The sequence below is a fragment of the uncultured Brevundimonas sp. genome, assembly GCF_963975535.1.
Lineage (GTDB): Bacteria > Pseudomonadota > Alphaproteobacteria > Caulobacterales > Caulobacteraceae > Brevundimonas.
In genome coordinates, this window is record NZ_CAXBHE010000005.1 from 167,486 (window position 1) to 194,260 (window position 26,775).

Consider the following 26,775-nt stretch of genomic DNA (forward strand, 5'->3'; position numbering starts at 1 on the left):
TCGCCGCCGGTTACACAATCAGCGTCCCTGCGGCCTCGCCGGTACGATTGAACCCGAACTGGAAAGAGACTAAAGGCTCGCCGCTCTTGATGGGACCGCCTTCTGCGGCACCCGGAGGCTGTTCATGGTCGGGGCCCCTCCCCCAGGTGAAGACGGCAGCGCCGCCCCCACCTCAAACTCCCAGGCACCCGGCGACAAGTCCGTCGCACCGGCCCATCCGCACCCCGCGGCGGCCGGTGAGGGCGGCCACGTCAAGGCCGGCAAGCTGGGCCTGGCCATCGGGGCCATCGGCGTGGTGTTCGGCGACATCGGCACCAGCCCGCTCTACGCCATGCGCGAGGCGCTGGCCCATTCCCGCAGCGGCGGCGCGGCGGAACTGGCGGTGCTGGGCACGGTTTCGCTGGTGTTCTGGGCCCTGATCCTGGTGGTCACGGTCAAATACGTCTTCTTCCTTATGCGGGCCGACAACAAGGGCGAGGGCGGTACCCTGGCCCTGATGGCCCTGGCCCAGCGGGCCATCGGCAAGCGATCGACCCTGGTCTTCTTTCTCGGCGTCTGCGGCGCGGCCATGTTCTACGCCGACGGCGTTCTGACACCGGCGGTGTCGGTTCTGTCGGCGGTCGAGGGCCTGGGCGACGCGCCCGGCGTCGCCGGCCGGATGACGCCGTTCATCCTGCCGATCACCGTCGGCATCCTGATCACCCTGTTCATGGTCCAGGCGCGCGGCACCGCCAGCATGGCCCGGGCCTTCGGCCCGATCACCACGGTCTGGTTCCTGGTGCTCGCGTCGCTCGGCCTCTTTCATATCTTCGATGACCCCAGCATCCTCAGGGCCGTGTCGCCGCACTACGGCGCCCTGTTCCTGATCGACAACGGCTTCCTCGGCTTCATCCTGCTGGGCAGTGTGTTCCTGGCCGTCACCGGGGCCGAGGCGCTCTATACGGACATGGGTCATTTCGGAAAGGCCCCGATCCGGGCCGGCTGGCTCTGGTTCGTCCTGCCCTGTCTGATGCTCAACTATTTCGGCCAGGGGGCCCTGGTGCTGAGCGACCCTTCAGCCCGCATCAACCCGTTCTGGGAGATGATTCCCCACGGCGTCTACTGGCCGGTGTTGATCCTCGCGACCATGGCCACCGTCATCGCCAGCCAGGCGGTGATCACCGGGGCCTTCTCGCTGACGCAACAGGCGGTCCAGCTCGGGCTTCTGCCGCGGATCAAGATCCTGCAGACCAGCGAGAGCCAGGCGGGCCAGATCTTCGTGCCGTCGGTCAATCTGGCGATGCTGGTCGGGGTGATGCTGCTGCTGATGATGTTCCCGACCTCGTCCCAGCTGGCCGGGGCCTATGGCGTGGCGGTGACCGGTGCCATGCTGGTCGACAGCCTGCTGGCGTGGTTCATCGTCCGGCGTCTGTGGAAGTGGAGCCTGCCGGTGAGTGTGCTGGCGATCACACCGTTCCTGATCATCGATCTGGCCTTCTTCGGCTCCAACCTGCTGAAGATTCCGCAGGGGGCGTGGGCGCCGCTGGCCATGGGCGGCGGCATCGTCCTGCTGATGTGGACCTGGGTGCGTGGCACCCAGATCCTGACGGCCAAGACCCGCAAGGACAGTCTGCCGCTGGCCGATCTGATCGAGATGTTGCGCGCCCGGCCGCCGCACCGCGCGCCCGGCACCGCCATCTTCCTGACCTCGGATCCGGACATCGCCCCGGTCGCCCTGATGCACAACCTCAAGCATAACAAGGTTCTGCACGAGAAGAACGTCATCCTGACCGTCCGCACGACCGACCGGCCGCGCGTGCGGGAATCCGACCGTATCGCGCTGGAACCGATCAGCGACGACTTCAAGAAACTGACCATCAGTTACGGCTTCATGGAACAGCCCAACGTGCCCAAGGCGCTCGGGCTGTGTCGCAAACAGGGGCTGAAGTTCGACATCATGTCGACGAGCTTCTTCCTCGGTCGCCGCTCCGTGATTCCGTCGGCGCACAAGGGCATGCCGATCTGGCAGGATCGGCTGTATATCTTCCTGATGAGAAACGCCGCCAACCCGACCGACTTCTTCCACATTCCTCCGGGCCGCGTGGTCGAACTCGGAACCCAGGTGTCCGTATGAGTGGTGGAACCCCGAAAGGGCGCAGCAAGGGCGGAGACTCCGCCGCACGTGGCCGGCGCATGGCCGACAAGGCCCGCGGCCCGCGGCCCGAACGGCCCCGGCCGGAGCGGCTGGAACCGGACGATTCCGCCGATATCGGGGTCGAGGCGCGCATCGCTGCCGGCCTGCTGCTGAACGGGGCGCTGATCCGCCGCGGGGGTCTGGACGAGGCCCTGGCCCTGCCCGCCGTCAGCAACCTGCCGGGCCCGGACCGGGCCTTCGCCCGCGCCGTGGCCATGGCGGCCTTGCGCCGGCTGGGCGAGATCGACCAGATTCTCAATCACCGCCTGCAGAAGTCCCCGCCCGAGGCCGTGCGCACCATCCTGCGTATCGCCCTGGCCCAGACCCTGGTGCTGGAAACCCCGGCCTTCGCCGCCGTGTCGACGGCGGTCAAGCTGGCCGAACGCGACCCCAAGACCCGGCCGTACAAGAATCTGGTCAATGCGGTGCTGCGCGGCATCGGTCGCGAGGGCCCCGGCCTGACCACGGCCGAATCCAACCTGCCCGACTGGCTCGTCGCGCGCTGGCGCCAGACCTATGGCGACGCGGCCCTGGCCGGCCTGGCCCTCGCCGCACGCGAGGAGCCGCCGACCGACCTGACCCTCAAGCCCGGCGCGAACGCCGAGGCCCTGGCGGAGCTGGTCGAGGGCGTCGTCCTGCCCGGCGGCTCGGTGCGTACCGGTCGCCACGGTGACGTGGCCGGCTGGCCCGGCTTTGAGGACGGCATCTGGTGGGTGCAGGACGCGGCGGCCGCCGTGCCGGTGCGGCTGCTGGCCCCACAGACGGGTGAGACGGCGCTGGACATGTGCGCGGCACCCGGGGGCAAGACCATGCAACTGGCCGCGGCCGGCGCCGTGGTCACGGCCCTGGACCGGTCGGAGGCGCGGCTGAAACGCCTGCATCGCAACCTGGCCCGGGTCGGGCTGGAGGCCGAGGTCGTGGCCCGCCCGGCCGAGGACTGGCTGGACAGCCGTACCTATGACGCGGTGCTGCTGGACGCGCCCTGTACCGCCACCGGCACCTTCCGGCGCAATCCCGAAGTGCTGCGCGCGACCAAGCCGGCCGAGGTGGCCAAGCTGGCCGATGTGCAGCACCGGCTGCTGGACGCCGCCGCCGAGCGCGTCGGTCCGGGCGGGCGGCTGGTCTATTGCGTCTGCTCGCTGGAACGCGAGGAGGGCGAGACCCAGATCATCGCCTTCCTGCGCCGTAACCCGGCCTTCCGCACCGTGCCGGCGGATCCGGCGGCCGTCGGAGCTCCGGACGAGGCGCTGACGCCCGAGGGCTGGCTGCGCATCCTGCCGTCGATGTGGGCCGAGCGCGGCGGCGTCGATGGCTTCTTCGTGGCCAAGCTGGCGCGGGCCTGACCCCGGCCCCCGGCGCTCAGGGCGGCGGTGCGGCGAGGTCACGCTTGCCCCTCGCGGCCAGCCGTCTTATCCCGGGACCATGTCCACGCCCCTGATCTGCCCGTCGATCCTCGCCAGTGATTTCGCCCGTCTCGGCGAGGAGGTAGCCGCGATCGAGGCCGCCGGGGCGGACTGGGTCCATGTCGATGTGATGGACGGGCATTTCGTGCCCAATATCACCCTCGGCCCGGACGTGGTGAAGGCGCTGCGTCCACACACGACCCTGCCGTTCGATGTGCATCTGATGGTCGCCCCGGTCGATCCGTGGCTGGAGGCCTATCGCGAGGCCGGAGCCGACATCCTGACCGTCCATCCCGAGAGCGGGCCGCATCTGCACCGCACCCTGGGCCGGATCCGCCAGATGGGCGCGAAGGCCGGGGTGGTGCTGAACCCGGGCACGCCGCTGTTGGTGCTCGAGGATGTCATCGACCTCGTCGACCTGGTGCTGATCATGTCGGTCAATCCCGGCTTCGGCGGCCAGTCGTTCATCGACGCCTCCCTGCGCAAGATCGAGCGGGCGCGGGCCCTGCTGGACGCGGCCGGTTCGGCAGCCCGCCTGCAGGTCGACGGCGGGGTCACGGCGGTTAACGCCGGGGCCTGTGTCGCCGCCGGGGCTGACGCCCTGGTCGCCGGAACCGCCGTGTTCCGGGGTGGTCCTTCGGCCTATGCCGCCAACATCCGGGCCCTGAAGGGAGCCGCGTGAGCCCCGTCGGTCCGTTCGCCCGCAAGGAGGCCGACGCGCCGCCGGCCGGAGAAATCCCCGGTCTGCGCGGTGCGCCGATGCGAACGCCGGTGCGGGCGACCGGGGCGGTGACCGGACCCGGTCTGTGGCCGGCCATCGTCGGCCGGCTGCTGACCCGCCAGCTGTGGATCGAGCTGTACGGCCTGCCGGGCTACGGTTTGACCCTCGGCGGGGCCAGGGTGACGTCCTTTGCCGCCACGCCGCGTGATTTCCGCCCCGCCGATCCGGCCCTGGGCAAGAGCGTCCTCGGTGGGCGATTTGCCCTCGCCGGGTTCAATCTCGATGCGCCCGCGCCGGCCGATCCGTGGAACCGGCCCAGTCCGACCCGGGCCTTCGCCGCCGAGCTGCATGCCTTCAACTGGCTGTCCGCCCTGATGCTGGGCGGCGAACGCGGCGCGCGCGAGGCCCTGCGCCTGACCCTGGCCTGGGATGACCTGTTCAGCCGCTGGTCGCCGTTCGCGTGGCAGCCGGACATCCTGGCCCGGCGCGTCTATGCCCTGGCCTGCGCCGCCCGCCGCATGGGCGGGGTGGCGACCGAGGCTGATCGGCTGCGACTGGCCGCGGTCCTGGCCCGCCAGGCCCGCCAGCTGTTGCGTCCGCCCGGCGGCCTGGCCGGCAAGGCCGAACGTCTGACCGCGGCGGCCGTGGCCGGCTGTGTGCTGGCCGGTCCGGCGGGCATCGCCATTCGCAGAACCGCCCTGAAACGGCTGCCCCGGGCCCTGAGAGAGACGGTCGGGGTCGACGGCGGCCACGCCACGCGCAGCCCCGAGGCCGGGCTGGAACTGCTGCTGGACCTGCTAACTCTCGATGACGCCCTGGCCCAGTTGTCCGAACCGGCCCCCGAGGTGGTACGCGACACAATCGGCCGGCTGACGGCGGGGCTGAATGTCCTGACCCTGCCGGACGGCCGGCTGGTGGCGATGCAGGGCGGCGGTCCGTCCACCGTGGCGCGGGTCGCGGCAGCCCGGGCCGACGAGGACGCCGTCGCCCCGACCTCCGGCGTCGCCGTGGCCGGGATCACGCGTATCCAGAGTCCGCTGCTGACGATCGTCGCCGACGCCGCCGCGCCCGCGCGCGGGGCCTGGTCGACGGCCGCCTGTGCCCAGCCGCTGGCGCTGGAAATCGTCTGTGGCCGCGACCGGCTGATCTCCGGGTGCGGCTGGACCCCGCGCGCGGCGGATCGCCAGGGGTTGCGGCTGACACCGGGGCATTCGACCCTGACCCTGGGCGAGACCTCGATCGCCGAACCGCTGGGCGGCTGGAAGGCCGACATGCTGGGTCCGCGACTGGTCGGGCGGCCATTGCACGTCGAGGTCGAACAGCGCGACGGCGAGGGCGCGGTCTGGCTGGAGGTACAGCACGACGGCTGGGTGCCGCGTTATGGCCTGCTGCATCAGCGCCGGCTGTATCTGGACCAGCGGCTCGACGAATTGCGGGCCGAGGAACGGCTGTATCCGGCTTCGGGCCAGGCCGAGGTGGTGCGCATTATCGCCGCCCCCTATGCCGCCCGTTTCCAGCTGGAGCCTGGGGTCCAAGCCTCGCTGGCGCGCGACCGTCGCTCCATTCTGCTGCGCGGTCATTCCGGCCGGGGCTGGTGGTTCCGCACCGATGGTCCCGACGTCGCCATCGAGCCCTCGGTCCATGTCGAGGACGGCCTGACCCGGCGGTCGCTGCAGATCGTGGTGCGTGGCTCGGCCCGGACCGACTCCGAAACCAAGATCCGCTGGAAGCTGAGCCCGGCCGGAGCGGCGGGCGATCCGGTCTAGAGGGTGACGCTGGCGGCCCGGGATGCTAGACGGCCCGCGCCCTCCCCCGCCCCCAATGAACGGACGCCGTCATGCCCGCCGCTCCCGACTTTCCGCCCGCACCCGACCGGGTCAAGCCCGTGCGCGCCCTGATATCCCTGTCGGACAAGACGGGGCTGAAAGAGGCGGCGCAGACCCTGCACGACCTGGGCGTAGAGCTGGTCTCGACCGGGGGCACGCGGGCGGCGATCGCCGGCTTCGGCCTGCCGATCAGGGACGTCGCCGATCTGACCGGCTTCCCCGAGATGATGGACGGCCGGGTCAAGACCCTGCACCCGGTGGTGCATGGCGGCCTGCTGGGCGTGCGCGACGCTGCCGCCCACGCCGAGGCCATGACGACCCACGGCATCGGCCCGATCGATATCGTCTGGATCGACCTGTACCCGTTCGAGGCCACGGTGGCCGCAGGCGGCGGCTTCGAGGCGGCGGTCGAGAACATCGACATCGGCGGTCCGGCGATGATCCGCTCCGGGGCCAAGAACCACGGCTATGTCGCCGTCTGCGTCGATGCCGAGGGCGTGGCCGAGGTGACGGCGGCGCTTGCCGCTGACGGGAGCACCTCCCTGACCCTGCGCAAACGGCTTGCCGCCCGGGCCTTCGCCCGCACCGCCGCCTACGACGCCGCGGTCTCCGGCTGGTTCGCGGGTCAGGTTGAGGACACGGCTCCGGCGCGCAAGACCATCGCCGGCAGCCTGGCCCAGACCCTGCGCTACGGCGAGAACCCGCACCAGACGGGGGCCTTCTACCGCACCGGCCTGATCCGGCCGGGCGTGGCCCATGCCGAACAGATCCAGGGCAAGGAGCTGGGTTACAACAATATCGCCGACGCCGACGCCGCCTATGAGCTGGTGGCCGAGTTCGACGCGCCGGCCTGCGTCATCGTCAAACACGCCAATCCCTGCGGCGTGGCCATCGGTCACGACCTGCACCAGGCCTATGTGCGGGCGCTGGAATGCGATTCCGTCTCGGCCTTCGGCGGGGTGATCGCGGTCAACCGGCCCCTGACCGGGGCCGACGCCCGGGCCATCACCGAAATCTTCACCGAGGTGGTCATCGCCCCCGGGGCCGACGACGAGGCCCGGGCCATTTTCGCCGCCAAGAAGAACCTGCGTCTGCTGCTGACCGACGGCCTGCCCGAAGCCCTGGCCGCGGGGGAGGTGTTCCGGTCGGTGGCCGGGGGCTTCCTGGTCCAGTCGCGCGACCGCACCCGGATCGCCGCCCAGGACCTGAAGATCGTCACGCGACGCCAGCCGACCCCGAGCGAGGTGCGCGACATGCTGTTCGCCTTCACCGTGGCAAAACACGTCAAGTCCAATGCCATCGTCTATGCCCGCGACGGCCAGACGGCGGGCATCGGGGCCGGTCAGATGAACCGTCGCGACAGCGCCCGCATCGCCGCGATCCGCGCCGCCGAGGCCGGGGAGGTCAAGGGGCTGGCCCGGTCGCTGGCCCAGGGGTCGGCCTGTGCCTCGGAAGCCTTCTTTCCGTTCGCCGACGGCCTGATCGAGGCCGCCGCCGCCGGGGCCACCGCCGTGATCCAGCCGGGCGGCTCGATGCGCGACGCCGAGGTCATCGCCGCCGCCGACGAGGCCGGCCTGGCCATGGCCTTCACCGGGGTGCGGGTGTTCCGGCACTAGGGCTCGTCATTGGCGCTATCGCTCACGACGCGGTCGTTCGCTGCAGGAGCGCTTTCTGGGGGCGCTACGTTCGCCGCGCGGCGGCTCTCCGCTTGAGCGCCGGGTCTGCGATTTCGGCTATTTGACCGCGACGGGGACGGCTAGGCTCCGGCCATGGACACACTGGCCTCCCGCTGGGCGAAGCTCGCGCCCCATACCACGGTCACGGGGCCCGACGACGACCGGCCGCGACCGGCGGTGTTGCTGTTTCACGGCTGCGGCGGGCTGAGGGACCATCTGCCGCTTTACGCTGCGGCGGCCAGGGCCGCGGGCTGGCGTGCCTGTACGGTCGATTCCTATGCCGGGCGCGGCTTCAGCCGGACCTTCGCCCTGGGGGCCGTCTGTACCGGCCTGGTGCTGCGGGGCAGCGAGCGGGCCGGGGATGTGCTGGCCACCCTGTACGGCGTGTCGCGGATGGCTGAAGTCGATTCCGATCGTATCGCCCTGGCCGGCTGGAGCCATGGCGGCTGGGGCATCATGGAGGCGATGAGCGCCGACCGCTCGGGGCCCGGCCTGACCCTGTCCAATCCCGGCGATGTGCGCCTCGACCCGGTCATCGCCGCCTATCTGGCCTATCCCTATGTCGGCTTCCTGGCCCGCAACCGGATGCGGCCGTGGCGGCACTGTCCCCGGACCCTGGCGGTGATCGCCCGCACCGACCACCTGACCAGCGTGCGCAATGCCGAGCGGGTGCACGACATGGTGCGCAACTGCGGGGCCGAGGTCGAGACCTGGATCGCCGAGGGTACCCATTCCTTCGATGAGCCGACCAGCGCCCCGCCGATGCGTCACGATCCGGACCTGACCGCCGAGGCGGTGCGCCGCTTTCGCGCCCTGCTGGAGGACGTGGCGGTCGCCCCGCCGCCTTAGGCCGGCTCTATCCGGACCTCGGCATGGATCGAGCTGGCGATGTAGCAGGCCTCATGTGCCCGGTGATGCAGGGCCTTGATCCCGGGTTCGTCGGGTCGGAACTCGCCCGAGAACACCACCGCCGGGCGTAGGGTGATCAGGGTCATGGCCATCTTGCCGCGCCCGTCTCGGTCCAGAAGGCCGACCGCCGCGTCGCGGTAGCGGTCGACGACGAAGCCCTCCTTGCGGGCGAAGGCCAGGAAGAACAGCATGTGGCAGCTGGACAGGGCCGCCACCAGCGCCTCCTCGGGATCGACGGCGGCGAGGTCCGACATCGGGGCCGGAACGCTGGTCGGGGCCGAGGAGCCGCGCACCATCGCCCCGCCGTCGAAGCGCCAGTCGTGACCGCGCGAATAGAGATTGTCGGCAAAGAGCTGGTCGCCCCGACTCCATTCGACGATCGCCTCGTGCCTGCTCATGCCCGTCTCCGCCGTCAGCCCGCCAGAACCGTATAGGTCATCCGTGCGCGAACGTTGAAGCCCAGCGAACGGTAGAAGGCGATGGTCGCGTCGTGACCGTCGAAGGCGTGCAGGAAAACCCCTTCGCCCGTGGCGAGAATCCCGGATATCACCGCCCGCGACAGGGCCGCGGCCAGGCCCTGGCCGCGGTGGTCGGGGTGGGTGCAGACGCCGCTCAGTTCGGTGAAACCCTCGACCCGCAGCCGCCGCCCGGCCATGGCGATCAGGTCGCCGTCACGCTTGACGCCGATGAAGGGGCCCAGATTGCGGGTCTTCGACCGGAACGGACCGGGCTGCGTCAGGGTCGCCAGGGCCAGCATGGCCGGGGCGTCGGCCTCGGTCAGGGTCTCGAACGGCAGATCCCGCCCCCCGGGCGTCAGGGCGGTCGCCATCATCTGCACCAGGGCGATGCGGCGATCGACGGCGGTGCCCTGGGGCAGGACGTCGACCATCGGGCCCCCCGTCGCCTCGACGAGACCGGCTCCCGGATGCCGGCGCGCCAGCTCGCTGAGTCGGGCAAGGCTGGCGGCCGACGTATCGGCGGCGGCGAGGAAGACGCCGACCTCGGGGTCGATGCGCACGGCGCGACCGTCGGAGTCCGCCGTCGTGAATGGCGACAGCCTTGTGGTCAGGGCGTTCCAGACGGCGCGGTCGAGGGGGTGGCTCATGACCGACGCTCTAGAGCCGAACGGTCCCGGGTGGAACCGCCTGACACAGCGCGACGTCCGGAAACCGCCGGAGCCGTCAGCCGCGCCAGAAGCCGACGATCTTCCTGACCTCGGCCACGACGGGGTCGGCGATGGCGGCGGCGCGTTCGGCCCCGTCCTTCAGCACCCGGTCGATCTCGGTCGTGTCGGCCATCAACCGGCGCATCTCACCGCTGACCGGGGCCATCGAGGCCACGGCCAGTTCGGCCAGTTTCGGCTTGAACACGCCGAAGCCCTGGCCGCCGAATTCGGCCAGAACCGCCTCGCGGCTCATGCCGGCGAGGGCGGCGTAGATGGTCACCAGGTTCCTGGCCTCGGCCCGGTCGGCGAGACCCTCGAGGGTCTCGGGCAGGGGTTCGGCGTCGGTGCGGGCCTTGCGGATCTTGGCGGCGATGGTGTCGGAATCGTCGGTCAGATTGATGCGCGACTGGTCCGAGGGGTCGGACTTGCTCATCTTGGCCGCGCCGTCGCGCAGGCTCATGACCCGCGGGGCCGGGCCCTGGGTCAGGGGCTCTGGCAGGGGGAAGAAGCCGGGTACATTGAAGTCGGTGTTGAATTTCTGGGCGATGTCACGGGTCAGTTCCAGATGCTGTTTCTGGTCCTCGCCGGTCGGCACCTCCGTGGCCTTGTAGAGCAGGATGTCGGCGGCCTGCAGCACCGGATAGGTGTAGAGGCCGACGCTGGAGCGCTCCTTGTGCTTGCCCGACTTCTCCTTGAACTGGGTCATCCGGTCCAGCCAGCCGAGGCGGGCAACGCAGTTGAGGATCCAGGCCAGTTCAGAATGGGCCCGCACCGCCGACTGCGGGAAGATCACCGACCGGGCCGGATCGAGGCCCGAGGCCAGATAGGCGGCGGCGATCTCGCGCGTCTGGGCGGCCAGCAGGGCCGGATCCTGCCACACGGTGATGGCGTGCAGATCCGCCACGAACAGGAAACAGGGCGCGCCCTGGTCCTGCAGCTCGGTGAACCGCTTCAACGCGCCCAGGTAATTGCCCAGATGCAGGGCACCCGAGGCCTGGATACCGCTGAGAATGCGGCGGGGGCCGGTATAGGCGGGCGGCGGGGCGGCGGGCGCGGTCGGGTCGTACATGCCCGCGCAGATGCCTTACCCCCGGGCTCAGGGCAAGGGTCTAGCGGCGGCTGCGGCCCAGCAGGGTCTTGACCTCGGCCACAGTCAGCGCCCGGGTGGCGAAGGCCAGGGCGACATAGGTCAGGCCTCCGGCCAGGGTCACCAGCACCAGACCCATTTCCTTGGCCCCGTGATCCAGACCGGCCAGGGCCAGGGTTCCGGCGATCGGGGCCTCGAGCAGGGGCCGGGCCGAGGCGGCCAGACTGACGACCACGGCGAGGCCGGCGCTGGACAGGCCGATTCGGACCAGACGCGACAGAGCTGCCGTGGCGGGACGGTAGTGGTTGCGTCGCCACAGGGTGAAGCCCAGCAGGCCGGCATTGGTCCAGGCGGCGGCGCTGACAGCGGCGGCGATGCCGGAGACGCCCATGCCGAGGTTGAACAGGGCGATGGCCAGGCCGGCGTTGACGGCCACGGAGACGAGGGCGAACAGCATCGGCGTTCGGGTGTCGCGACGGGCGAAATAGGCGGGCGCGAGGATGCGGATCAGCACGAAGGCCGGCACGCCCCAGCCGAACTGGAACAGGGCGCGGGCGGTGTTGACGGCGTCGATCTGCAGGAAGGCCCCGCGGGTGAACAGGGCGTCGATCAGGAAATAGGGCATGGCCATCAGGGCCGCGGCGGCGGGCAGGGTCAGCGCCATCGACAGGGTCACGGCCTCATCCATCGAGGCCTGCTGCTGGCCGTGGTCCCCGGAGGCCACCGCGCGCGACAGGCGCGGCAACAGGGCGATGCCGATCGCGACACCGACGAGGCCGAGCGGCAGCTGGTACAGGCGGTCGGCGGTGGCCAGCCAGGTGCGGCCACCGGCGACAAAGCTGGACAGGTTGCCGGAGATGAAGACGTTGATCTGGGTCGCCGAGTTGCCGATCGCGGCGGGGATGGCGGTGATGATGATGGCCTTGACCGCCGGGCTCAGCCGCGGCCAGGCGAGGCGAATATTGGCCCCGGCCCTGCGCGCGGCCCACCAGCACAGGCCGGCCTGGGCCACGCCGGCGACCAGCACCGCCCAGGAGGCGGCATAGGCGGCCCCGATCTGGTCGCCCTGGGCCGGGATGACGGCGGCCAGCATGATCAGGTTGAGCAGGATCGGATAGGCCCCGGAGACGATGAAGCGGCCGCGGGCGTTGAGCACGCCGCTGAGCAGGGCCGCCACGGCCATACAGGGCAGATAGGGCATGGTGATCTGGGTCAGGATCACCGCCAGCTTGAAGCGGGCCGGGTCGTCGAGGAAGCCGATGTTGATGACCGTCATCAGCCACGGCATCGTCAACTGGGCGATGAGGGTCAGGATGACGGTGGCCGCGGCCACGGTGGCCAGGGCGTCGGTGGCGATCTTGTCGGCCACTTCCGCCCCCTCGGTCTCGAGCGTCTTGGCGTAGGCCGGAACGAAGGCGGCGGCGAAGGCCCCTTCGGCGAAGATGCGGCGGAACAGATTGGGGAAGTTCAGGGCGGTATTGTAGGCGTCGGCCGCCGGTCCGGCGGACGCCCCCAGGGCCGCCGAGATCACCACGTCCCGGGCGAATCCAGCCAGCCGGCTGACCAGGGTCAGGCCGCTGAAGATGGCCGAATTGCGCATCATACCGCCACCCTTGCCGGGCTTGGGACCGGTGGCCGGACGATCGTTGTCGATGGACGAGGCCAGGATCGGCAGGGCGGGATCGATCGGTGTGTCGTCGGTCGGTCGGGGGGGCTGGCTCACGGGCGAACGATCCGGATGAAGGGGCGGACGACCCGCTTAGCGTGGTTCAGCGGCGGGCGATACGGTCCGGCTGCGGCTCAGGTCGGATACATCGCGAACGCTGGCGCGGGCGGGGGTGACGGCGCGCCCGGCCGGGGCGACCAGGCGCTGGTCCAGCACGGCCTCGAGGGCGGCGCGCAGGGTGTCGGTGCGGCTGCCGACGGCTGGCTTCCGGCCGCGGGCATCGACGACATAGAAGCTGTCCACGGCCCGTTCCCCGAAGCTGGCGACATGGGCCGAGCGGATCGACAGTTTGTGGGCCGACAGGACCCGGGCCAGATCGGCCAGCAGGCCGGGGCGGTCTGCCCCCGAGACCTCAATGACCACGGCGGTGTCGCTGGCGCGGGCGTCGATCAGTACTACCGGCCGGACGTCGAAGGCGGCGCGGCGGCGGCTGATCTCGACCGAGGCGACAGGTTCCGGGGCCGTGTCGCGGCGGGCGGCGGAGTCCAGTCGTGCCAGCAGTCGCTTCAGCCGTCGAGGTTCGGACCGGCCATAGGGCAGGCCGGCCCCGTCCTGGACCGCGAACACATCGAGGGCGGTGCCGTCTTCGGCGGTGGCGACCCGGGCCCCGACCACATCGGCCCCGGCGGCAGACAGGGCGGCGGCGAGGGCGGCGAACAGGCCGGGCCGGTCCCGGGCCGCGATGGCGATCCGGGTGGTGGCGGCGGCGTCGCCGGGCCCGGGCGGCAAGGCCTCGACCGCTACTCCGGCGGAGCGGGCCCGTTCGACCAGATCGGGGAATTCGGCCAGCGGATCGTCGCGACGCACATCCTCTCCGCGGAACAGGGCTTCGGTGCGGTCGTAGAGGTCGCGCATCAGCTGGCCCTTCCAGCTGTTCCACACGCCCGGGCCGACGGCGCGGATATCGGCGACGGTCAGGACCAGCAGGGTGCGCAGATGTTCGGGGTCGCCGACCAGATCGGCGAAGGCGCGGATGGTGTCGGGATCGGAGACGTCGCGCTTCTGGGCATAGTCGGACAGGGCCAGATGGTTGCGCACCAGCCAGACCACCAGGTCGATACGACGGCGGTCGACGCCCAGACGCTCACAGGCGCGGCGGGCGGCGATGGCCCCGTCCTCCAGCTGACCGCGGTCACCGCCCTTGCCGACGTCGTGCAACATCATGGCCAGCATCAGGGCCTCGAAATCCCCGATCCGGTGAACGATCTCGGTGGACAGCGGATGGTCGGCCTGCAGCTTGCCGCGGGCGATGTCGTTGATGATGCCGATGGCCTGGAGGGTGTGCTCGTCGACCGTATAGGCATGGTACATGTTGAACTGGGTCTGGCCGACGATCCGGCCCCATTCGGGCAGGAACCGGCCCAGCAGGCCGGTCTCGTTCATCAGGGTCAGGACCCGGTACGGGCGCTGGCCGTGGGCCAGGATGTCGAGAAAGGTGCGCGTCGCCTCCGGGTCGCGGCGCAGCGACGGCGTCACCAGCGACAGCGACCGGGTCACGGCCGAAAAGGCGTCCGGATGCAGGTCCAGATCATGGGTGTCGGCGACGCGGAACAGCGTCAGCAGCTTGAGCGGATCGGCGGCAAAGATTCCGTTTCCGGTCACCGACAGACGCCCCCGGTCGTCGATGAAACCCTCGACCCCGAGCTTGCGCCGCCGTCCGGGGATCAGGCGCGACAGGCTGAGCGCCGACTTCTGCTGGCGCGCCTCCAGCTTGGCCGAGATGGCGCGGGTCAGGGCCCCGACGTCGCGGGCGACGAGAAAATAGCGGCGCATGAAGCGCTCGACGGCCGGCTCATCGCCACGGCCGCGCCAGCCCATGCGCCGGGCCACCTCGGCCTGATGGTCGAAGGTCAGCTTTTCCTCGGCGCGGCCCACGATCAGGTGCAGGTGGGCCCGGACCCGCCACAAGAAGTCGAAGGCCTCCTCGAAGGTCCGGCGCTCGCGGCTGGTCAGCAGGTCGTCGAGAACCCGTGCCCCCAGCGGGCTGTCCGGGGCCAGGGAGCGGGCGATCCAGAACAGGGTGTTGAGGTCGCGCAGGCCGCCCTTGCCGTCCTTGACGTTGGGTTCGACCCGGTAGCGCACCGCGCCCGACTTCTGGTGCCGGGTGTCACGCTCGTCCAGCTTGGCGGCAATAAAGGGCCGCGGGTCGGCGCGCGACACCTGGGCCCGGAAGGTGTCGATGAAGGTGTCCGCCAGGGCCCGGTCTCCGGCCAGGGGGCGGGCCTCCAGCAGGGCCGTGCGCACGGTCATGTCGCTCTGGGACAGGGCAAGGCAGTCGTCGACCGACCGGACCGACTGGCCGACCTTCAGGCCCATGTCCCACAGGACATAGAGGACGAATTCGACCACGGATTCGGTCCGGGGGGTGGTCTTCCACGGGCGCAGGAACAGCAGGTCGAGGTCGGAAAAGGGGCCGAGGACGCCGCGCCCGTAGCCGCCGACCGCGATCAGGGCCAGGCGTTCGGCCTCGGTCGGATTGGGGGCCGGATACAGGATTTCGGTAGTGAATTCCCACAGCGCCAGCAGCAGGTCGTCGGCGGCGGCGCAGTACAGGCGGGCGACCTCGACCCCGGGCAGGCCGGCGTTCAGGCGTGCGCCAACCCTGGCCCGGGCGGTCCGGTAGTGTTGGCCCAGAATGCCGGCGACGGCGGCGCGAACGTCGGGCGTGTCGACGGCGGCGGCGAGTGAACCGGCGAGAGGGTGGGTCACCGGCCGGCCAGACCCTTGAGCCGGTACAGGGCCTCCAGCGCCTCGCGCGGGGTCAGGGAGTCGGGATCGATGCCGGTCAGGGCCTCGTCCACGGCGGAGGCGCGCAGAGGCGGTGCGGCGGGTTCGGCCATCGCGAACAGGGGCAGGTCGTCGAGCCGGACATGGGCGGCCTTGTCGGTCTCGAGCCGGTCCAGAACCTCGCGGGCGCGGGCTACGACCGCGGCGGGCACGCCGGCCAGCTTGGCGACCTGGACCCCGTACGAGCGATCGGCGGCCCCGGGCGCGGCCTCATGCAGGAAGACGAGCTCGCCGTTCCATTCCCGGGCCCGCATCGACAGGTTGCAGACGTGGTCGAGTCGATCCTCCAGCCGCGCCAGCTCGTGATAATGGGTGGCGAACAGGGTGCGGGCTCGGTTGTGATCGTGCAGGGCCTCGGCCGTGGCCCAGGCGATGGCCAGGCCGTCATAGGTGGCGGTGCCGCGGCCGATCTCGTCCAGCACCACAAAGGACCGGTCGGTGGCCTGGGTCAGGATGGCCGCGGTCTCGACCATCTCCATCATGAAGGTCGAACGGCCCCGGGCCAGGTCGTCGCCGGCCCCGACGCGACTGAACAGCCGGTCGACCACGCCCAGCCGCATCGACCGGGCGGGCACGAAGGCCCCGGCCTGGGCCAGCACCACGAGCAGGGCGTTCTGACGCAGGAAGGTCGACTTGCCGGCCATGTTGGGGCCGGTGACGATCGACAGCCGGGCCCCGGCGCGGTCGCCGTTGGCGGTGTCGGACCCGTCCAGCGCACAGTCATTGGGCGTATAGGGATCGCCGGCGGCCTTGACCGCGGCCTCGACCACCGGATGCCGGCCGCCTTCGACCACGAAGCCGGTGCTGTCGTCGAGCACCGGGCGCACGGCCCCGATCTCGGCCGCCCATTCGGCCAGGGCGGCGTGGGCGTCCAGTTCGGCCAGGGCCTCGGCCACCGCCTGTAGCGGCTGGGCGAGATCCTGCACCGTGCGCCGCCAGGTCTCGAAGGTCTCGCCCTCGATGGCCAGGGCACGATGTCCGGCCTGGCTGATCTTCGCGTCGAGTTCCGACAGTTCGACAGTGGTGAACCGCACCTGGTTGGCGAGGGTCTGGCGATGGATGAAGGGGCTGTCGGGTCCGCCCCGCATCAGCGGTTCGGCGTGTTTGGCGGTGGTCTCGAGGAAATAGCCGAGCACCGCGTTGTGACGCACCTTGAACGGCACACCGGCCTCGCGCTGGGCCCGGGCCTCGAGATCGGCGACGACCCGGCGACTGTCGTCACGCAGGCGGCGCGCCTCGTCCAGCTCGGGGCGGTGGTCAGGGCGGACAAAGCCGCCGTCGCGGGCCAGATGCGACGGTTCGTCGACCAGACCGTCGACCAGGCTGGCCAGCAGATGGTCGACCGCCGGGGTCAGGGTCAGGCGGTCGAGGCAGGCGGTGATGCGGGCGGACGGCCCGGTCAGCGGGTCAGGGGTGCCGGCGAACAGGCTGGCCAGGCCCTGGCCCGTGGTCAGACCCGAGCGGATCGCCGCCAGATCGCGCGGTCCACCCCGGCCGAGGGCGAGGCGCGAGGTGGCCCGGGCCACGTCGGCCGAAGCCTTGAGCGCATCGCGCAGGTCACGACGCAGGTCGCGACGCTCCAGCAGCCACTCCACGGCGTCGAGGCCGTGGTTGATGGTGGACACATCGCGCAACGGCCGGGCGATGCGCTCGGCCAGGGCCCGGGCCCCGCCCGAGGTCACGGTGCGGTCGATACAGGCCAGCAGCGAGCCGTCGCGTTCACCGCGCTGGGTGCGGTCGATCTCGAGGCTGAGGCGGGTCGCCGGGTCGATGGCCAGGAAACCGGCCTCGCCGGATCGGCGCGGCGGGGCCAGGGCCGGGATCTTTCCGGCCTGGGTCGTCTCCAGATAGGCGGCCACCAGGCCCAGGGCCGAGACCTCGGCCTCCTCGAAGGCCCCGAACCCGTCCAGCGAGGCGACGCCGTAGAGCCGCTCGACCCGGACCCGGGCCCCGACCGGCTCCGCCAGGGCCTGGGCCAGGGCCTGGACCACGCCGCCGCAGCCGTCGAGCGCGGCCTGGGCCGTGGGGTCGGAGAACAGCCGGTCGGGGACCAGCACCTCGCTGGGGCGGAAGGCGGCCAGGGTCGCGCCCAGATCGGCCAGGTCGCAGGCCACGGCGTCGACGGTCCCGGCCGACAGTTCGACCACGGCCACCGCCGCGCGGCCCCTGCGCACCGACACGGCGGCCAGCCGGTTGGCCCCGCGCGCGTCCAGCAGGGTGTCCTCGGTCAGGGTGCCGGGGGTGACGACCCGCACCACCTCGCGTTTGACCACGGCCTTCGAGCCGCGTTTTCTTGCCTCGGCGGGGGCCTCGACCTGTTCGCAGATGGCGGCCTTGAAACCCTGGCGGATCAGTCGGGCCAGATAGCCCTCCAGCGCATGAACCGGGACCCCGGCCATCGGGATGTCCTCGCCCTGGTGCTTGCCCCGCTTGGTCAGGGTGATGCCGAGCGCGGCCGAGGCGATCTCGGCGTCCCTGAAGAACAGCTCGTAGAAATCGCCCATGCGGAAGAACAGGATGGCGTCGGGTGCCCCCGCCTTGGCCGCGAGAAATTGCGCCATCACCGGCGTGGTCCCGGTGTCGACGGATTCGGCTTTTGCTGGTGGCTTCAGGGGGGCGTTCATGGCGTCGGCACAGGGTGAAGGATTGCGTCCCTGCCCTCAAGCGGAATGGCGCGTAATCGACTTGTCGGCGGCGACCGGGCCTGCGACAAGCGGATCAGGCGGTTAAGGGAACACGGTGCGACACCGTGGCTGTGCCCGCAACTGTAGGCGGCGAGGCTGTCGTCCGGTCCGGGTCAGCGATGATCCGGCGTCACTGGGCCGTCTTCGGACGGACCGGGAAGGCGAGGGCGGAAGTTGTTGACCCGCAAGCCAGGAGACCTGGCCGCCGACGTCGTTCGTCCGCTGTCCGGGACCAGACAGAGGCGCGGGGTCCGTCCTGCCTTCCTGCGCAGGCATCCGTCCGTCGAAGCGACCCGATCCATGCGTCACCAGGCCGTCCGGTCTGGCGGATCGGTCGCTTTCAACACCGCTGCGCACGCATCCGCGGCGGTTTGACGGAGATACGCTGATGAAGCGGTCCATCCTGCTGTCCACGGTTGCCCTCGCGACCCTTTTCGCCCTGCCCGCCACCGCCCGGAATTCCGATAACGACCGGGCCACCGTCCTGCCCGAGGTGATTGTCACCGCCACCCGGCTGCCGGCCATCGTCGCCGACACGCCGGGCGCGCGGGTCATTGACGGAGCCACCATCGAGCAGCGCGGTGCCATCTTCGCCACCGACATCCTGACCGATATTCCGGGTCTGTCGGTGACCCGGTCGGGGGCCTATGCCGGTGTCGCCCAGGTGCGGATGCGCGGGGCCGCCCCGGGCAAGACCCTGGTCCTGGTCGACGGGGTGCCGGTCAACGATCCGTCCGAGATCAACGGGGCCTTCGATTTTTCCGGCTTCGACCTCGGCGACATCGACCGCATCGAGGTGCTGAGCGGACCCCAGTCGTCCTTGTGGGGGTCGGCCGCTATCGGCGGGGTGATCGCCTTCACCACCCGCGAGGTCGACGGACTGCGGGCCGAGGCGGAAGCCGGGTCGTTCAATACGGTGCGCGGGCGTCTGGCCCTGGGTCGGGCCGACGAGGCCTGGGCACTGGGGGCCTGGGTATCGCGTTTCGATACGGACGGCATTTCAGCCGCCGACGCCGCTGACGGAAACCCCGAGCGCGACGGCTTCGGCAGCACCACTGCCGGATTGCGGGGTCGTTATTCATTCGCCCCCGCGACGCAGCTCGAGGGCACGCTGCGCTGGACCCGAAGCGCCGGCGACCTGGACGGCAATCCGCCGCCTGTCTACATCCCCGGTGACACCGCCGACACCACCGAGAGCGAGCAATGGTCGGCCAGCGGCCGGCTGCGGTTCGCGGCGGCCGGTCTCGCCCATCAGGTCAGCGTTTCGGCGATCGACCTGACCCGCGCCAACCAGGGCAATTTCGCCTCGACCTTCACCGCCGACCGCCAGGTCTTTCGCTGGCAGGCGACCGGGGCGACCGCAGCCGGCCGGATTGACTACACCCTGGGGGCCGAGCGGGAGGACGACCGCGGAGCGCTGTCGACCGGGGCGACCGCAGACGCGGGGGTTACCTCGGCGTTCGGGGTGTCGCGCCTGCAGGTCACGTCCCGGCTGAGTGCGACCGGTGCCCTGCGTCGCGACGAGACCGACGATTTCGGCGGGGCGACCACCGGGCGCTTGTCTGCCGCCTGGGAAATGGATGGGGGCTTCATCCTGTCGGGGGCCTGGGGCACCGGGTTCAAGGCCCCGTCGATCAGCCAGGCGGTGTGTGACTACTGCTTTTCCAGCGCGCCCTTCCCGGTGCTGAGGCCAGAGACGGCCGACAGTGTCGAACTGGCGCTGGGCTGGAGTTCGTCCGACGGCGGAATCCAGGGCCGGGCCACCGCCTACCGGCTGAGTGTCGCGGACCAGATCACCTATCTGTTCGATCCGGTGACCTTCGACAGCGCCTACGTCAACGTCGCCCGGACCCGGAGCGACGGGGTCGAGCTGGAAGGTCGCGTGCGGCTCGGCGAGGGGCTGGACCTGAGTCTGGCCTATGCATGGACGGATGCGACCGATCGCGCGACCGGCGCGCGGCTGCTGCGGGTGCCCGAACACGCCGGATCGGCGAGCCTGGCCTGGAGTGGCGCGCGCCTGTCAGGTGCAGTGACGGTCCGGGCCGAAGGGGACCAGCCGGACGCCGGTGGTGTGCGCGAGGCGTTCGTCACCGCGGGTCTGTCCGGGTCCTGGGCCGTGACGTCCGCGGTCAGCCTGACGGCGCGGATCGACAATCTGACGGATACGCATTTCCAGCAGGTGTTCGGCTATGGCGAGCCGGGACGCTCCGGCTATGTCGGGATCAGGCTGCGTTACTGATCGCGCAACGGGCGGCGGTCCCGGGGCTTTGCGACAGGGCCGCCGGCTGCTCGAAGGCCAGCGCCGCCCAGTCGAGATCCGGCCGGGGGGCGTGGGCCGCGGCGAGAATGGCGCGCATCTCGGCGGCCGAGGCCACGCTGGCGACGACGGCGGCGACCTCGGGCAGCCCCAGCGTATAGGCCAGGGTCGCCTGCATCGGGTCGATCCGGGCCTCGGCCAGCCGACGACGGGTGCGTGACAGGATCGGGGCGTAGGCGGCCAGATGGTCGGGCAGGGTCTCGCCGCTCATGAACAGCAGGCCCCGGGCGAAAACCGAAGACAGATGGACGGCCACGTCCATCTCGGCCAGTTCGGACAGGATGCCGGTGCGATGGGCGCGCTGGTCCAGCAGATTGCCGGGCATCTGCACCACATCCGGCTTGTAGCGACGGGCCAGCAGGGCCGGACCGTCCTCGACGGCGGCGCAAAAGCCGATGCGCCGGAACAGGCCGCGATCCTTGAGGGTGTTGAGGCGGTCCCACAGGGCCCGACCGTCGACGCCGGCCAGGTCGGTCGCTTCGGCGACCAACAGGGTGTCGCCGCGCGGCAGGCCGAGTCGTTCGAGTGAGCGGCGTGCCCGGGCCTCGACCCGGTCGAGACCCTCGCTCAGAGGCACGGTGCGCACCGTCACCTGGAAAGGCGAGGGAAAGGGCCAGGCCTGGCCCAGCTGGCGCTCGCCGTCGCCCTCCGGGCGGGTCGCGATCAGCCCGATGCCGGCGTCGGCGGCGGTCTGCAGCAGGAAACGCAACGCCTCCTCGCGCGCGCCGGTCGGGGCCGGCAGGGCGCGCTCGGGCTCATGCACCACCGACAGGGCGAGTTTGGTGACCGGGGACTGGGGGGAGGACGGCTTCACCCGGCGACCCTGAACGGCAAAGTTTAAGGTCACCTCACCGAGACTTTTACAGAGTCTTACCCGCAGAGCGCCGGTCGGTGATCAGTCGGCGTCCGGCTGGCGGTCCGGATGGGCGGCAATGAAGGCGGGGTGGGCATTTGCGGCGGCCTCGATGGCCAGCAGGCGCGGCCAGGCGTCCAGCGCCACATGGAAGCGACGCGCTGAATAAATCTGCGGAATCAGATAGCAATCGGCCAGGCTCGGGGTCGAACCGTAGGTCCAGCCGTCGCCGTGGTCGGCGACCAGTGTCTCGAGGGCTCCGAATCCGGCGGTGATCCAGCGGGCGGCCCAGGCGTCGGTCTGGGCGGGGGCGGCGTCGAACGAGTCACGCAGGGCCTTCAGCACCCGCAGATTGTTGAGCGGATGGATGTCGCAGCCGACGAGGGCGGCCATGGCCCGGACCCGGGCGCGCCCGACGGCGTCGGCGGGCAGCAAGGGCGGTTCGGGGGTGGTTTCCTCGAGCCATTCGAGGATGGCCGGGCTCTGGGTCAGCACCAGGCCGTCGACCTCGAGCGCCGGGACCAGTCCCTGGGGGTTGAGTGTCAGATAGGCGTTGGACTTCTGGTCGCCCTGGCGCAGGTCGACGCCGGCCTGACGATAGGCCAGGCCCTTGAGGTTGAGGGCGATGCGGGTGCGGTAGGCGGTACCCGAGCGCCAGTAGCCGTGCAGGATCATCGCGGCCGCACCGTGAATTCCAGCGGGCTGAGCCCGTCGATGGTCGCCAGCACCTGATCGCCCGCCTGCAGCGGCCCGACGCCCTCGGGCGTGCCGGTGAAGATCAGGTCGCCGGCCTGCAGGGCCCACAGCTCGCCGGCCTTGACCAGAATCTCGGAGGGCGTCCAGATCATGTCGTCGAGATTGCCGGTCTGACGGGCCACGCCATTGACTTCAAGGCGGATCGCCGCCGCCGGATCGGGCAGGGTCCCGAGGGTCAGGGCCCCGCAGGGGGCGGACTGGTCGAAGCCCTTGGCCGCGTCCCACGGCCGGCCGGCCGCCTTGGCCGCGGCCTGCAGGTCGCGCCGGGTCAGGTCGCAGCCGACGGCCCAGCCAACGATCGCCCCGCCCTCGCCGACCGCGCAGACCAGTTCGATCTCATGGTGCAGGTCGGCGGTGGCCAGGGGATAGGTCGGATCGGCTCCGTCGGTGACGAGGGCGTCCGCCGGCTTGGAAAAGAAGAAGGGGGCCGGACGCGACGGGTCGCCGCCCATTTCCCGGGCGTGGGCCGCGTAATTCTGGCCGACGCAGAGGATGCGCCGGACCGGAAATCGCTCCGCGGCACCGAAGAGCGGCAGGGACGGGGTGGGGGCGGGCGGGAACAGCCAGGAGGTCATCTGCATTTACTAGGTCGGACCGCCGCGCTTCGCCAGAGGGTGGGCCTCCGGGCCCGCGCAGCAGGCTGGCGCGACAGCAGGAACTGTCGATGGTGACTGGCGTTTCACGCTCGGCGACCCTATCTGTTCAGGTATCACATTCATTTTCTATCCCGGAGCGCATCATGGCCACGACCAAGGCACGAGAAGATATCAAGGCTGACCTCAAGACCCTGAAGGCCGATCTGACCGTCGGTGCGCGCGAGGAAGCGCAGCGCCTGCGCGAAAAGGCCGAGGCGGCCGAGGCCCGCATCCGTGAAAAGGCCGGCGAGGCCGAGACCCTGCTGCGCGAGAAGGGCGAGGAAGTCCGCGACCGTGCCCGGGTCTATTACGATCAGGCGCGCAATCGCAGCCGCGAATATTACGATGACGCTTCCGAGCGGATCGACGAGGCGCAGCGCTATATCACCGAGCGCGTGCAGGAGCGGCCGGTTCAGTCGACCGCGATCGCCCTCGGCGTCGGCGTGGTGCTGGGTCTGCTGCTGGCCGGTCGTCGCCGCTGATGGTCGGACGCAGTCTGGTTCGCAAGGCCGTCGCCACCGCGGTTGCGGCGGGCGCGGCCTTTGTGGCCGTGATCGCCTTGGGGGCGACCCTTTTTCATGCGCTGACCCTTGTGGTTCTGCCCGTGGCCGCAGCCGCGATCACCGCCCTTGTGTTCGCCCTGGTCGCGATCGTGGTGGCGGTGGCGTTTCTCGCCCGGGCGGAGTTCGAGGAGGAAGACGAGCCGGAAGGCCTGGCGGCACGGGCGTTTGCCCTGTTCCGCGACCGTCCGTTGATGGGCGCTGCGGCGGCCCTGGCCGGCGGGTTCATCTTTCTGCGCAATCCGGCCCTCGCCACGATGGTCGCAGCGGCCTTTACGGAAAAGGGCCGCGGTCGACGGCACTAGGTGGCGGAACGTCGGTTCGCCGGGGGCGTTGATGCTGCAGGCGTGGCCTTGATGGACGCGTCTCCATCAATCGCTTCTGGAGAACTCCGATGCTTCGCTATGCCATCATCTTTCTCGTTCTGGCTCTGATCGCCGGGGCTCTGAATATGGGCGGAGTCGCCGCCGTCTCGATCAATATCGCCTATGTGCTGTTCGTCGTTTTCCTGATCCTGCTGGTGGTGCATTTCTTCACCGGCCGGGGGCGTGGATCTGGGCTGTAGCGCCGGGTCAGCCGACCCGTTTGAAGAGGCCGCGATCATCAGGATCGCGGCCTTTTTGCTGTCCGGGCGGCCGGATCAGGTTGCGGCCTGTTCCATCGCTCCGGCGACGGCCGGGTCGGGGGCGGTGGCAGCGGTGCGGGTATCCTGCCGGCGCGGCAGCCTCCAGACCTGTTGCGGTTCAAACCGGTCACCGGTCCAGCCCATGGCGGTGACGGTGATGGCCTGGCTGTCCCAGTCGATCTGGTTGAATCCGGGTGCGGCACCCCGTTCACGCAACGACAGGGTCCCGCAGCCGACCGCATAGGAGTAGCGGTCCGACATCTCGATCGGCAGGGCGAAGGGCACGTGGACGTGGCCGGTCATGATCAGATCGACCCCGGCCTCGGCGAAGATGTGGGCGGCGACCTCGCCGCGCCGGACGTCGCCGGTCATCGGTGCGCCGAGCATTTCGATCAACGGGTGGTGGCAGGCCAGGACCCGCAACGCCCCGATCGGAGCCTGGCGCAGGGCCTCAGCGGCGCGCCGGGTCTGGTCGAGGTCGATGACACCCTTGGACCAGTTGAGGCGGGCCTGCCAACCGCGGGCGGTGGTGACGCCCCGCACCATCAGGGCGGCACCGAGGAACTGGTGGTCATGGGCCGGATGGCCGATCGTGGCTTCGAAGGCGCGCCACGGCCAGAACAGCCGCGCCATCGCGTTCCAGTAGGGTACGTCGTGGTTGCCGACGACGACAAAGGTCGGTTCGGGCATGGCCCGGATCCAGGTTCCCGCCGCCTGGAATTCGTCCGGGTGGCCGCGCTGCGTCACGTCACCGGTGATCAGGGTCAGGTCGGCAGGGGTGGCGTGGGCATAGTCGAGCGCGGCGGCCGTCGCCTGCCGGTGCTCGCACCCGAAATGAATGTCGGAGAACTGAAGAATACGCCCCACTAGGTGACGGCTCCGGCCGCAGTGGTCGGTGGCGGGGCCAGGGCGCGGAAGGCGCGGGGAACGAAGCGTATTGTGGCCTCATGCCGCAGCAGGGTCGGTTCGCCGTCGATCACCGCCGGGATGCGCGACCGGGCCCGCACGTCGGCACTCCGCGTCGCCGTGGTGCGCACGGACGGATCCTGTCGCCAGCCATTGAACAGCGCGCGGGCCGCCAGCCGAACGGCCTGCCCGGCATCGGCCGGGTTCATCGCCGCCGCCTCGAGCCCGGCGTCCTCGCCGACAGTGCGGGAAATGGTCGGGCTGATCAGGACGAGGGCTTCGGTCTGGCGTCCGGCCACTCCGTCCAGCGTATACCGCAGTCGCCCGCCGAAGGCGCGCCGCAGGGCCCGCCGGGCGTAGACCCAGGCCAGTCTCATCTGCCCGGTCCGGATCGCCTCGCGGGCCGGAGCCCACAGGGCCGCGGAGCCGAGGATGGCGGCGCAGTAGAAGGTGTGAAGACTGTCCGCATCCCGTATCTCGCCGCCCGCGATGCTCCGGATCGTGCCCTGTTCGAGCGCCAGCCGCAGAGCGACCTTCCAGTCGGCGGTATCATAGAGGGCGCGGGGCAACATGTTCATGGTCCCGCCCGGCAGCGGGGCGATCAGCGGGCCGCCGGGCCCGGCGCGCGAGGCGATGGTGCCGGCGGTACCGTCACCGGCCAGCACGATCAGGACGTCGGGTCCGGCGGCCAGGGCGGCGTCGACACGGACGTCGAAATCGTCATGGGTCAGTTCGACGACCGAGGAGTCGCAGTCATAGTCGGTGAGAATGGCGGTCGCGTCCGCAAGGGCCTGGGAGTCGACGCCGCCGGACATCGGGTTCACCAGCATGATCACCCGTTTCAGCGCAACATGGGCCGTCAGCACCGGCAGATCGGACGCGGGTCCGGGCCGGGCGCGGATATCGGCAGCCCGACCGGCCGGCGGATCAATCAGGATTTCGCTCATCAGAGCCGAACGTCCCGGCCGGGACGATGTTCCGGCCGGGCGGGTCCAGTGTCAAAATCTACTTCTTCATCTCATTGGCAGTGGTTTCAGCCCCGGCCTGCAGAGCGTCGCCGGCCCGCGTCGCCGCCGCACCGGCTTCGGCCGCCGCTTCGTCAGCGGCCGCCGGAGCCTTGCCGACCAGGCCCATGGCCGCATCCCAGCCGCTGCCGATCCAGCCGTCGACGACAGCGCCGCCCGCCGCGAGCGACTGTTCCTTGATGCCGAGAACGGCGGTCAGGGCCCCGAACAGAGCCAGTAGCGTGACCAAAAGACCGACAATCGGCACGCCGGAACGCTTGCGCGAACGGGCCCAGACCGGACTGGCGTCGCCGCCGTCCGCCATTCTGACGGGTTGAGAAAATCGCATGGAAGCCCCCAAATTGTCCGGTGGTTTCGGGCCGCACCCCCTGCGCGGCCTCACAAAACACCGGATGCAAAGCCTAATACAGCCTTGCAATGGATCATAGCGCGGGAACCTGTACGATAATCCAGCGTTCTCTCCCACGGGGCGAACCCTCGAGGGATGAAGGACTTCAATATGACCAAGGCAATTATCGCGATTGCAGCCGCTGGCCTGATGGCCACGGCCTGCGCCACCGGCCCGAACGGCAGCAACGAAACTGTTCGCCAGGGTGCTATCGGTGCAGGCATCGGTGCTGTCGCCGGTGCCATCATCGGTAACAACGTTGGCGATGGTAACGCCGGACGTGGCGCGGCGATCGGTGCCGTTGTCGGCGGCGCAGCCGGGGCTATTCGCGGCTCGCAGCAGGACCGTGCCAACCAGCAGCGTTATCAGGACGCCCAGGGCCGGTATTACTATTGCTACGATAACCGTCAGACCGAATGCTATTGGGAAAACGGTCAGCGCCGCTACTAGGCGGGGCCAGGCCGGATCGGGTCTGACCTGATCCGGACCCGGGGCGGTCCGTCGTTCGGCGGGCCGCCCTTTTTGCGTGCGGGACCCGCCGGGGAGGCGGGGG

The 26,775-nt window shown here is 70.4% G+C and carries 23 protein-coding genes and 1 riboswitch; of the genes, 11 read left to right on the forward strand and 12 right to left on the reverse strand.

All coding sequences use genetic code 11. The features are described 5' to 3' along the window. Positions 1-124: 124 nt before the first annotated feature. The 6 genes from AACZ75_RS08975 (at position 125) to AACZ75_RS09000 (ending at position 8,648) form a co-directional block, all read left to right on the forward strand. Positions 125-2,113 carry a potassium transporter Kup gene (locus AACZ75_RS08975; RefSeq protein ID WP_339872510.1) on the forward strand — a complete coding sequence of 663 codons (1,989 nt, stop codon included), beginning with the start codon at positions 125-127 and terminating at the stop codon, positions 2,111-2,113. Beyond that, positions 2,110-3,516, forward strand: coding sequence for an RsmB/NOP family class I SAM-dependent RNA methyltransferase (locus AACZ75_RS08980; RefSeq protein WP_339872511.1), 1,407 nt, complete (start codon positions 2,110-2,112; stop codon positions 3,514-3,516). The genes AACZ75_RS08975 and AACZ75_RS08980 overlap by 4 nt, the downstream gene beginning before the upstream one ends. Before the next feature lie 79 nt (positions 3,517-3,595). Continuing rightward, positions 3,596-4,258 (forward strand): ribulose-phosphate 3-epimerase, encoded by a 663-nt coding sequence (gene rpe, locus AACZ75_RS08985; protein ID WP_339872512.1) that lies wholly within the window; start codon positions 3,596-3,598, stop codon positions 4,256-4,258. After that, positions 4,255-6,063, forward strand: a complete 1,809-nt coding sequence (locus AACZ75_RS08990) for a heparinase II/III family protein (protein WP_339872514.1) — start codon at positions 4,255-4,257, stop codon at positions 6,061-6,063. Before rpe ends, AACZ75_RS08990 begins: the two co-directional genes overlap by 4 nt. A gap of 71 nt (positions 6,064-6,134) precedes the next feature. Beyond that, complete coding sequence (gene purH / locus AACZ75_RS08995) at positions 6,135-7,739, forward strand: bifunctional phosphoribosylaminoimidazolecarboxamide formyltransferase/IMP cyclohydrolase (protein ID WP_339872515.1); 1,605 nt, start codon at positions 6,135-6,137, stop codon at positions 7,737-7,739. A 153-nt stretch (positions 7,740-7,892) separates the two neighbouring features. Beyond that, positions 7,893-8,648 carry a dienelactone hydrolase family protein gene (locus AACZ75_RS09000; RefSeq protein WP_339872516.1) on the forward strand — a complete coding sequence of 252 codons (756 nt, stop codon included), beginning with the start codon at positions 7,893-7,895 and terminating at the stop codon, positions 8,646-8,648. Here AACZ75_RS09000 and AACZ75_RS09005 read toward each other — a convergent pair. The 6 genes from AACZ75_RS09005 to mutS all read right to left on the reverse strand — a co-directional run bounded on the left by AACZ75_RS09005 (position 8,645) and on the right by mutS (position 18,097). Then, positions 8,645-9,106 carry an OsmC family protein gene (locus tag AACZ75_RS09005; protein ID WP_339872517.1) on the reverse strand — a complete coding sequence of 154 codons (462 nt, stop codon included), beginning with the start codon at positions 9,104-9,106 and terminating at the stop codon, positions 8,645-8,647. The genes AACZ75_RS09000 and AACZ75_RS09005 overlap by 4 nt on opposite strands. Before the next feature lie 14 nt (positions 9,107-9,120). Then, positions 9,121-9,813: a GNAT family N-acetyltransferase gene (locus tag AACZ75_RS09010; protein WP_339872518.1), complete on the reverse strand. Its 693-nt coding sequence runs from the start codon at positions 9,811-9,813 to the stop codon at positions 9,121-9,123. Between the two features lie 76 nt (positions 9,814-9,889). Continuing rightward, positions 9,890-10,942 (reverse strand): tryptophan--tRNA ligase, encoded by a 1,053-nt coding sequence (gene trpS, locus AACZ75_RS09015; protein ID WP_339872519.1) that lies wholly within the window; start codon positions 10,940-10,942, stop codon positions 9,890-9,892. Positions 10,943-10,982: 40 nt separating this feature from the next. After that, positions 10,983-12,563 (reverse strand): murein biosynthesis integral membrane protein MurJ, encoded by a 1,581-nt coding sequence (gene murJ / locus AACZ75_RS09020; RefSeq protein WP_339872641.1) that lies wholly within the window; start codon positions 12,561-12,563, stop codon positions 10,983-10,985. Positions 12,564-12,719: 156 nt separating this feature from the next. Continuing rightward, positions 12,720-15,395, reverse strand: a complete 2,676-nt coding sequence (gene glnD / locus AACZ75_RS09025) for a [protein-PII] uridylyltransferase (protein ID WP_339872520.1) — start codon at positions 15,393-15,395, stop codon at positions 12,720-12,722. Then, complete coding sequence (gene mutS, locus AACZ75_RS09030; protein ID WP_339872521.1) at positions 15,392-18,097, reverse strand: DNA mismatch repair protein MutS; 2,706 nt, start codon at positions 18,095-18,097, stop codon at positions 15,392-15,394. Before mutS ends, glnD begins: the two co-directional genes overlap by 4 nt. A 51-nt stretch (positions 18,098-18,148) precedes the next feature. Beyond that, positions 18,149-18,379, forward strand: a riboswitch (cobalamin riboswitch). A gap of 166 nt (positions 18,380-18,545) precedes the next feature. Here mutS and AACZ75_RS09035 point away from each other — a divergent pair. After that, on the forward strand, positions 18,546-20,396 hold the full coding sequence (locus tag AACZ75_RS09035; protein ID WP_339872522.1) for a TonB-dependent receptor: 1,851 nt from the start codon (positions 18,546-18,548) through the stop codon (positions 20,394-20,396). On the opposite strand, the gene AACZ75_RS09040 is transcribed toward AACZ75_RS09035, so the two are convergent. From AACZ75_RS09040 to AACZ75_RS09050, 3 genes are all read right to left on the reverse strand, one after another. After that, a complete protein-coding gene (locus tag AACZ75_RS09040) occupies positions 20,380-21,288 on the reverse strand; it encodes an aldo/keto reductase (RefSeq protein WP_339872523.1) in 909 nt (302 codons plus the stop codon). The genes AACZ75_RS09035 and AACZ75_RS09040 overlap by 17 nt on opposite strands. An 81-nt stretch (positions 21,289-21,369) precedes the next feature. After that, positions 21,370-22,002 carry a maleylacetoacetate isomerase gene (maiA, locus tag AACZ75_RS09045; RefSeq protein WP_339872524.1) on the reverse strand — a complete coding sequence of 211 codons (633 nt, stop codon included), beginning with the start codon at positions 22,000-22,002 and terminating at the stop codon, positions 21,370-21,372. Then, a complete protein-coding gene (locus tag AACZ75_RS09050) occupies positions 21,999-22,658 on the reverse strand; it encodes a fumarylacetoacetate hydrolase family protein (protein ID WP_339872642.1) in 660 nt (219 codons plus the stop codon). The genes maiA and AACZ75_RS09050 overlap by 4 nt, the downstream gene beginning before the upstream one ends. A 164-nt stretch (positions 22,659-22,822) precedes the next feature. Between AACZ75_RS09050 and AACZ75_RS09055 the strand changes: the two genes are divergently transcribed. The 3 genes from AACZ75_RS09055 to AACZ75_RS09065 all read left to right on the forward strand — a co-directional run bounded on the left by AACZ75_RS09055 (position 22,823) and on the right by AACZ75_RS09065 (position 23,843). After that, the gene (locus AACZ75_RS09055) at positions 22,823-23,200 is read left to right on the forward strand and encodes a DUF883 domain-containing protein (RefSeq protein ID WP_339872525.1); all 378 of its coding nucleotides are present in this window, start codon (positions 22,823-22,825) and stop codon (positions 23,198-23,200) included. After that, complete coding sequence (locus AACZ75_RS09060; RefSeq protein ID WP_339872526.1) at positions 23,200-23,583, forward strand: hypothetical protein; 384 nt, start codon at positions 23,200-23,202, stop codon at positions 23,581-23,583. Before AACZ75_RS09055 ends, AACZ75_RS09060 begins: the two co-directional genes overlap by 1 nt. A gap of 89 nt (positions 23,584-23,672) precedes the next feature. Continuing rightward, on the forward strand, positions 23,673-23,843 hold the full coding sequence (locus tag AACZ75_RS09065) for a DUF1328 domain-containing protein (protein WP_339872527.1): 171 nt from the start codon (positions 23,673-23,675) through the stop codon (positions 23,841-23,843). A gap of 75 nt (positions 23,844-23,918) precedes the next feature. Here AACZ75_RS09065 and AACZ75_RS09070 read toward each other — a convergent pair whose 3' ends face one another. From AACZ75_RS09070 to AACZ75_RS09080, 3 genes are read right to left on the reverse strand one after another with little or no spacing between them, the layout of a single operon-like run. Continuing rightward, positions 23,919-24,770 (reverse strand): metallophosphoesterase, encoded by an 852-nt coding sequence (locus AACZ75_RS09070; RefSeq protein WP_339872528.1) that lies wholly within the window; start codon positions 24,768-24,770, stop codon positions 23,919-23,921. Continuing rightward, positions 24,770-25,756: a diacylglycerol kinase family protein gene (locus AACZ75_RS09075; RefSeq protein WP_339872529.1), complete on the reverse strand. Its 987-nt coding sequence runs from the start codon at positions 25,754-25,756 to the stop codon at positions 24,770-24,772. The genes AACZ75_RS09070 and AACZ75_RS09075 overlap by 1 nt, the downstream gene beginning before the upstream one ends. 58 nt (positions 25,757-25,814) lie before the next feature. Then, on the reverse strand, positions 25,815-26,162 hold the full coding sequence (locus AACZ75_RS09080; RefSeq protein WP_339872530.1) for a hypothetical protein: 348 nt from the start codon (positions 26,160-26,162) through the stop codon (positions 25,815-25,817). A gap of 171 nt (positions 26,163-26,333) precedes the next feature. Here AACZ75_RS09080 and AACZ75_RS09085 point away from each other — a divergent pair, with 171 nt between their 5' ends. Next, positions 26,334-26,672, forward strand: a complete 339-nt coding sequence (locus tag AACZ75_RS09085) for a YMGG-like glycine zipper-containing protein (protein ID WP_339872531.1) — start codon at positions 26,334-26,336, stop codon at positions 26,670-26,672. Positions 26,673-26,775: the final 103 nt, after the last annotated feature.

What these genes read in the sequence shown, in the direction of transcription:
- rpe (WP_339872512.1), top strand. Translation starts at nt 3,596, where the DNA reads ATGTCCACGCCCCTGATCTGCCCGTCGATCCTCGCCAGTGATTTCGCC.
- AACZ75_RS09055 (WP_339872525.1), top strand. Translation starts at nt 22,823, where the DNA reads ATGGCCACGACCAAGGCACGAGAAGATATCAAGGCTGACCTCAAGACC.
- AACZ75_RS09075 (WP_339872529.1), bottom strand. Translation starts at nt 25,756, where the DNA reads ATGAGCGAAATCCTGATTGATCCGCCGGCCGGTCGGGCTGCCGATATC.
- AACZ75_RS09085 (WP_339872531.1), top strand. Translation starts at nt 26,334, where the DNA reads ATGACCAAGGCAATTATCGCGATTGCAGCCGCTGGCCTGATGGCCACG.
- mutS (WP_339872521.1), bottom strand. Translation starts at nt 18,097, where the DNA reads ATGAACGCCCCCCTGAAGCCACCAGCAAAAGCCGAATCCGTCGACACC.
- purH (WP_339872515.1), top strand. Translation starts at nt 6,135, where the DNA reads ATGCCCGCCGCTCCCGACTTTCCGCCCGCACCCGACCGGGTCAAGCCC.
- murJ (WP_339872641.1), bottom strand. Translation starts at nt 12,563, where the DNA reads ATGATGCGCAATTCGGCCATCTTCAGCGGCCTGACCCTGGTCAGCCGG.
- AACZ75_RS09000 (WP_339872516.1), top strand. Translation starts at nt 7,893, where the DNA reads ATGGACACACTGGCCTCCCGCTGGGCGAAGCTCGCGCCCCATACCACG.
- AACZ75_RS09005 (WP_339872517.1), bottom strand. Translation starts at nt 9,106, where the DNA reads ATGAGCAGGCACGAGGCGATCGTCGAATGGAGTCGGGGCGACCAGCTC.
- AACZ75_RS09080 (WP_339872530.1), bottom strand. Translation starts at nt 26,162, where the DNA reads ATGCGATTTTCTCAACCCGTCAGAATGGCGGACGGCGGCGACGCCAGT.
- AACZ75_RS08980 (WP_339872511.1), top strand. Translation starts at nt 2,110, where the DNA reads ATGAGTGGTGGAACCCCGAAAGGGCGCAGCAAGGGCGGAGACTCCGCC.
- trpS (WP_339872519.1), bottom strand. Translation starts at nt 10,942, where the DNA reads ATGTACGACCCGACCGCGCCCGCCGCCCCGCCGCCCGCCTATACCGGC.
- AACZ75_RS08975 (WP_339872510.1), top strand. Translation starts at nt 125, where the DNA reads ATGGTCGGGGCCCCTCCCCCAGGTGAAGACGGCAGCGCCGCCCCCACC.
- AACZ75_RS09060 (WP_339872526.1), top strand. Translation starts at nt 23,200, where the DNA reads ATGGTCGGACGCAGTCTGGTTCGCAAGGCCGTCGCCACCGCGGTTGCG.
- AACZ75_RS09010 (WP_339872518.1), bottom strand. Translation starts at nt 9,813, where the DNA reads ATGAGCCACCCCCTCGACCGCGCCGTCTGGAACGCCCTGACCACAAGG.
- AACZ75_RS09065 (WP_339872527.1), top strand. Translation starts at nt 23,673, where the DNA reads ATGCTTCGCTATGCCATCATCTTTCTCGTTCTGGCTCTGATCGCCGGG.
- AACZ75_RS09050 (WP_339872642.1), bottom strand. Translation starts at nt 22,658, where the DNA reads ATGACCTCCTGGCTGTTCCCGCCCGCCCCCACCCCGTCCCTGCCGCTC.
- AACZ75_RS09035 (WP_339872522.1), top strand. Translation starts at nt 18,546, where the DNA reads ATGAAGCGGTCCATCCTGCTGTCCACGGTTGCCCTCGCGACCCTTTTC.
- maiA (WP_339872524.1), bottom strand. Translation starts at nt 22,002, where the DNA reads ATGATCCTGCACGGCTACTGGCGCTCGGGTACCGCCTACCGCACCCGC.